6 protein-coding genes and 1 pseudogene are annotated in these 5,908 nt (G+C 45.9%); 3 read left to right on the plus strand and 4 right to left on the minus strand.

Going from position 1 to position 5,908, the window contains the following annotated elements; all coding sequences use genetic code 11:
• Positions 1-9: 9 nt before the first annotated feature.
• The 3 genes from A3761_RS14425 to amrB form a co-directional block, all read right to left on the minus strand.
• Positions 10-372 carry a hypothetical protein gene (locus tag A3761_RS14425; protein WP_156490594.1) on the minus strand — a complete coding sequence of 121 codons (363 nt, stop codon included), beginning with the start codon at positions 370-372 and terminating at the stop codon, positions 10-12.
• Between the two features lie 71 nt (positions 373-443).
• Complete coding sequence (gene amrA / locus A3761_RS14430) at positions 444-998, minus strand: AmmeMemoRadiSam system protein A (protein ID WP_082865359.1); 555 nt, start codon at positions 996-998, stop codon at positions 444-446.
• Between the two features lie 29 nt (positions 999-1,027).
• Positions 1,028-1,828, minus strand: coding sequence for an AmmeMemoRadiSam system protein B (gene amrB / locus A3761_RS14435; RefSeq protein WP_068554254.1), 801 nt, complete (start codon positions 1,826-1,828; stop codon positions 1,028-1,030).
• 202 nt (positions 1,829-2,030) lie between these two features.
• Between amrB and thpR the strand changes: the two genes are divergently transcribed.
• Positions 2,031-2,546 (plus strand): RNA 2',3'-cyclic phosphodiesterase, encoded by a 516-nt coding sequence (gene thpR / locus A3761_RS14440; RefSeq protein ID WP_068554256.1) that lies wholly within the window; start codon positions 2,031-2,033, stop codon positions 2,544-2,546.
• Between the two features lie 2 nt (positions 2,547-2,548).
• Here thpR and recQ read toward each other — a convergent pair whose 3' ends face one another.
• Positions 2,549-4,747 carry a DNA helicase RecQ gene (gene recQ / locus A3761_RS14445; protein ID WP_068554258.1) on the minus strand — a complete coding sequence of 733 codons (2,199 nt, stop codon included), beginning with the start codon at positions 4,745-4,747 and terminating at the stop codon, positions 2,549-2,551.
• Between the two features lie 257 nt (positions 4,748-5,004).
• Between recQ and A3761_RS14450 the strand changes: the two genes are divergently transcribed.
• Both A3761_RS14450 and A3761_RS14455 read left to right on the plus strand, forming a co-directional pair.
• Positions 5,005-5,619 carry a hypothetical protein gene (locus tag A3761_RS14450; RefSeq protein WP_068509688.1) on the plus strand — a complete coding sequence of 205 codons (615 nt, stop codon included), beginning with the start codon at positions 5,005-5,007 and terminating at the stop codon, positions 5,617-5,619.
• A gap of 82 nt (positions 5,620-5,701) precedes the next feature.
• A pseudogene (locus A3761_RS14455) lies at positions 5,702-5,908 on the plus strand (alcohol dehydrogenase); the annotation flags it as partial.

Here is a 5,908-nt window from a genome sequence, read left to right on the forward strand (position 1 = left end):
CAGGCGTTTTTATTCTGCCGCCAATTGTCGCTCGACATAATACAGCCCTTGTTTATATAAAGGCTTTAGGTTTTCTTCTGACACCCAGTTGTACTTTGCGCAATATATTTCCTTAAACTTTTCGATATTGTTATGCGCTTTAAAGTTGGTCGCCAAAACAAAAGCTGTGTCATGAGCGTATTTAAGCGCTGATAAGAAAAGCTGGTTATATTCGTCCAGTTCCGCGGCCGAGAGAGTCGGGTATTTTTTAGCGAAGCGTTCCTGTGTCGAGACTTGCCAGTTCTTACCAAAAGCCATGGCTAACTGAAGACCTTCATTCAACATGTCGTTTTTTTTGTTGGGACGCTTTCTAGAAAAAAGTGATGATAACAAAAGGACCCTCCGGCAGGGCTTAATTGCGAACAGTCATAAATACTATCTTAATAAGGTCCTTATCTATAGGGCTAATCACCAAAACTCTCTACAGTGTAGCGTTCAAGTTCTATTGATTCATTCCAATAGTCCAACGTCAATCCAGCTTTGGCTTTAAGGTGATTTAAAAAATCAGACTTATCTGGCAGCTGCTCCCAGACAGAGGGTAGAAAAGTTGCTCTTCGATTACCCAACGTCAATATCAGGCCATCTATACCGACACGTAGTTGAGATAGTAAGTCTTGCTCTGAATTCACCTGCATCGGCTCTGGGGTGCTGAGTACAGAAATATGATATTGGAGTTTCTCGTATTCGCTCTGTGACATAGGCGAAAAGCGGGAGTCATTAAATGCTGCACGGTAAGCATTCTCTGCAATATCGAGCACTAGAGGCCGATAAGCCTGAAGGGAACCTATACAGCCGCGTAATTCTCCGCTAATTTTCAATGTAACAAAGCTGGCAAACTCTTTTTCTAGCTCAGCATCATAGTCACCGATTTGAACGGACAAAGGCCTACCGTGATCTAAGCCATGCCTGATAGATGCTTGTGCTATAGCGATCAGTTGCTGCTGATGCTGTTCATTCAAGGCATTTCTCCTTTTATAAATACGCTAGCTTAGGTAAAACTCCAAGCACCGTAGCCAACCACTCTATCTTTATCTCCAGCAGTATCACCTGAATTACACAGTGCCAAGCGATGCGGCGTCAGATCACGTTTTAGTGCGATTTGAAGTAATCCATTCACCGGGTTTCGGCCACAGGCATCGTCATATTCAATCAAGTCTGCCTGAAGCGTGTCGATAGCTTCGGCAGTCTTGCTATCCTTTTTACTAGCGACTTCGTAGCTCAGAAAATGACTCAGGTCAGAACTGATGACAAACAAGGTATCTTCGCCACCCCATAAGGAATCAATCACCTTGGCAACCTGATGCTTATCCGCATCTCCAACAACTAAGGGAAGCAAACTGAAGTCGCCTAATAGCGCTTGTAGAAAAGGTAATTGAACTTCGAGGCTATGCTCCTGAAGGTGGGCCTGGTCAAGCGTTTGAGCTAGCCCCTTAAGCTCAAGTTTTTGGGTCGCTAGGTAATCAAGTTCGATCATTCCCAAGGGAGTCTCATAGCTATGGAAGTGGCTACTGGCCAAACCTTTAAAACCATAATGATGGGATGGCCCCAAGAGAACGACTCGTTTGATTTTATCGACATAGGGTAGCAAACTCGCGTAAGCCGAGGCAGCGACCGCACCTGAATAGATATACCCTGCATGAGGCACGATAATCGCTTTTGGCTGAGCTGCCGGTACTTCTGGCAAGACCGACAAGGCGATTTTCATACAGTCATCAATATTAGCGCGCAGCTGCTGCGGGTTGGACGGGTAAAACTGTCCTGCCACGGCAGGAGAACGACTCAAATTCATAGGTGAAGCCCTCCGTTTGTGCAAGGGAAATCGACTCGGCACATTGAGATTGACAAACTTAACCCCAATACTGATAAGTATAGAGGCCATTGATAAAAGGAAAAAGTAATTAGCTAGCAGAATCAAGGCAAAGCTAAGTGCCCGGCATGTGGCGCAGACTGTCCGGGATATTTCTCACAAGATAATGAATAGTGGAAAAGCTATGAGGCTCTTTATCGCAACCCCCTTATCAAATACAACACAAGCTGAAGTGTTACAGTATCAGCCGCCAACAGCTGAGGGCGCTCGCTTACTTCGCCCTGAACTCTTGCATATGACCTTACAGTTTATTGGTGAAGCAGAGCCTAAGGTGGTCAGCCAAGCACTGCAGAATATCCAATTCAATGCCTTTAGTACTCACTTCACTCAAACCGGAGTCTTTTCCCCTAAAAAGAGTAAGAACATTTTATGGCTCGGGCTCGCCCTGAATGATGACTTAGCTCGGCTGCAAAAAATGATTAGCCACTCACTACGCGAAGCGGGCATCAAAATCGACTCCCGTCAGTTCACCCCACATATCACGTTGGCGCACTGTAAGCACAGTATGGATAAGGCCTATATCGACGCATTCGTCAATCAAGAGCCCATCGCCAGGCCTTACCAGATTAATCAATTTCACCTATATCGTAGCCATAATAAAGGCGGGCAACTGCACTATGACATTATAGAGAGCTACTAGGTTTAAACCTCTGTATCGCTCAAACATACCGCGTAACGTATCTGTTCCCAGTCATAGCCCTCACCCAAGGCCTCGAATACTGGTTTGATTCGTTCAGGCTTGTTCAAGCTTAGCCATTGTGCCTGAATACCCGCTATTTGTTCTGGCGATATCATCGTACTGACATCAACGTCTTCCCCATGAAAAGCCAGACGATATATATGGCTAATTATCGTAGACTTACTTAAACCTCTCGTTTTGGCGATCTCATTGGGTGACTGCCCTTGCTGATAGAGCGAAAAGGTCTCTCGATGCGTATCGCCTAGTTTCGCCATAGTAAAGTCACTACGCGCAGGTTTAGGCGGCAACTTTTTCCGCACAGGCCCATCAATAAGTAAGCGATCACTCTCATCAACCAAGCTGGATATTAAGGCAACGAAGGACTCACCATACTTCTCACACTTATGATCCCCCACACCGCTGACCGTCAAGAAGGCGGCTAAGTTCCCAGGCTTAAGCCGAGACATGTCTTTTAAGCTTGCATCTGAAAAAACGGTATAGCCCTGAACTTTATCCTTCTGCGAAATTTCTTTTCTGAGCCCTTTTAATGCCTCAAACAAAAGATGCTCAGCCTCGCTAAGATCGGCGTGCTTGTTCACTTTTTTCTCAACCTGATTGATTTTTGGATCTACAGGCTCACATAGCTGAACTGTCTTATCTCCTTTCAAAACAGCCATCGATAAGTCCGTCAGATGCAGTGTACTGCCTTGAGAAAAGTCGAGTGATAGATAGCCGCGATCAATCAGCTGTGTAATGTAGTGAGACCAGTCTTTCCAGGCGATGTCCTTACCTGCGCCGTAGGTCTTGATAGTATTTAGACCCGACTCCAATACCGCGCGACTCGATGAAGCTCTCAAGATATCAATTAACATATTAATACCTACAGCCAAATTGCGCTGCTGAACTCTAAAGCAAGCAGACAGGGCTTTCTGAGCGATGACTGTGCCATCGAAGCTTTTGGGTGGATGAATGCAGTGGTCGCAGTGCCCACAACCTTCTTCTCGATGCTCACCAAAGTAATTCAGAACAAAATTGGTACGACAAGAAAGCGTCTGGGTAAACTCCCAAAGCCGGCTAAGCTTGGCTAATTGCACTTGTTTGAAGCGCTCATCGGCATCGCTATCTTCGATAAAGCCTGTCAGGGTTTTCATATCACCAAAACCTGCAAACAGTAGCGCTTTGGCCTCTTCGCCATCTCGCCCGGCACGGCCCATTTCCTGATAATAGCTTTCAATATTTTTTGGCAGGTTATAGTGAATTACCCAGCGAATATTCGGTTTATCGATACCCATACCAAAGGCGATGGTAGCGCAGACTATCTGGATATCATCACGCAAGAACTTGTCTTGCACCTCTGCCCTACGTTCACTATTCATCGCTCCGTGATAATGCTCGGCAATGTATCCGGCATCACGTAATTTCGCTGCCGTTTCTTCGGTACTGCGGCGGCTCAAGCAATAAATAATACCGGCTTCCTTGCCTTGCGTTTGCAGAAACTGGTAGATCACCTGAATTCGTTTTTTAGCTGGCAAGACCTCTATTTCAATATTTTTACGCTCAAAACTGGATACAAAGGTCTCGCAGTTGACCAAGCCTAGTTGCTGACGAATATCTTGCTGTGTCGCAGTATCTGCGGTTGCAGTCAAGGCGGCTACCGGCACATTGGAGAACAAACGTATCAGCTCGGTTAGGCGAGTATATTCAGGACGGAAGTCATTCCCCCATATTGAAACACAGTGCGCTTCATCAATGGCAATTTGCACGATATTCAAACGACTCACCCAATTCAAAAAACCTCTTGAAACAGCGCGTTCGGGTGATACATATAAAAGCTTAAGTGCACCACTTTCCGCTCGGGTTCGAATCATCTGCTCCTCATCACTGCTGCAGGCACTATTTAGCGCCTCAGCTTGAATACCGCTAAGTTGAAGTGCTGAGACTTGATCCTGCATTAGTGCGATAAGAGGTGAGACAACAATACTCAAACCGTCCAGCATGACAGCGGGCAGCTGGTAACAAATAGACTTACCACCACCGGTAGGCATAATCACCAGGCTAGACTGGCCCTTAAGTGTACGTTCGATGGCACCCGCCTGATTGAGGCGAAAGGCATCATAGCCAAAGTAAGATTTTAGGGCGTGAAGCGCCGTGTCCATATTCATAGGTCGTTCTCCTGAAAGGGGCTGTGATTCTTAACTTCCCTTTGGGCATCATGAGGAGACACGTCGGGCAGGTCTTTCCAATTTATCGGCATCGCAAATTCCTTTTGCTAATGATTGAATTCACGAGAAGCCTAGCAAATATAGTGGGTCGCATGCAAAGTCGGCCAACACGATTTACATTACAATAGGCCAAAATATTAAACGCCATTCTGGCAACTAAACTAGATGGAACACCTCCTAAATGCTAAAGTAAGCAGATGCTAACTTCCTATAAGCCAATAACGCTAATAATAAAGCGCTCAATAGTCCTATTAGCACTGTTTTTATCAGCTTGCGCCAGCTTTGATCAGACCAACATTAAACCCGGTCAGCGTGTTGATGGCTTTACTTTCTCTTTTGAAGTGCCTACAGAAACACCCTGGTTTGCAGTCGTATATGGCACAAGTCATCGTCTGAAACTCAGCCAATTAAACCAAGACGATAGTTACTCCATTCTAGTCACCTTAACTCGCGGCCCAAGAAGCGGTATGTATTCGAGTGCCAACGCGCACTTACAGGCACTAAAGCGCCACCTGCAATTAGAACGGCAGCCAAAAGGTTTAGTCCTCCATCACCAGGCACAAGCCATTGATACACGCTATGGCGAATTATGCATTCGTCAAACCAGTAATAGCGAAGACTGGCGAGGTCGAGCAAAGCCCGGCCCAGCGCTGATAGACAGTATCACCCTGACCTGTCCTCACCCCGGCTTCGCAAACGTACTAATCAGCACGACGCTAAGCCGACGCTATGAAACTCACGCAGCAACACTTGAACTAACAAACTACGCAGACCAACTTTTCGCTTCATTCGAGTTTGAACCAGATTATTGAAAACACCATTCCGAAAAGTAAGGGTTTTCTCATTCTCTGAACTGAGTTAGTTTTAGCACCAGTCAAGTTCAAGGAGCGCATCATGAAAAAAATCATCATAAGCAATAGCGGGAAAGCAAATGTATTACAAGTTCAAGAGGCTGCCGACCTGGTGGCTGGTGATAAGGAAGTTCGTATTGCAGTGAAAGCTGCGGGATTGAATTTTGCTGATATTTTGGCTCGACAAGGCCTCTACCCTGATGCGCCGAAAACGCCTTGTACCGTTGGCTATGAAGTATCGGGTGTCATT

This window comes from Oleiphilus sp. HI0123, assembly GCF_001635315.1.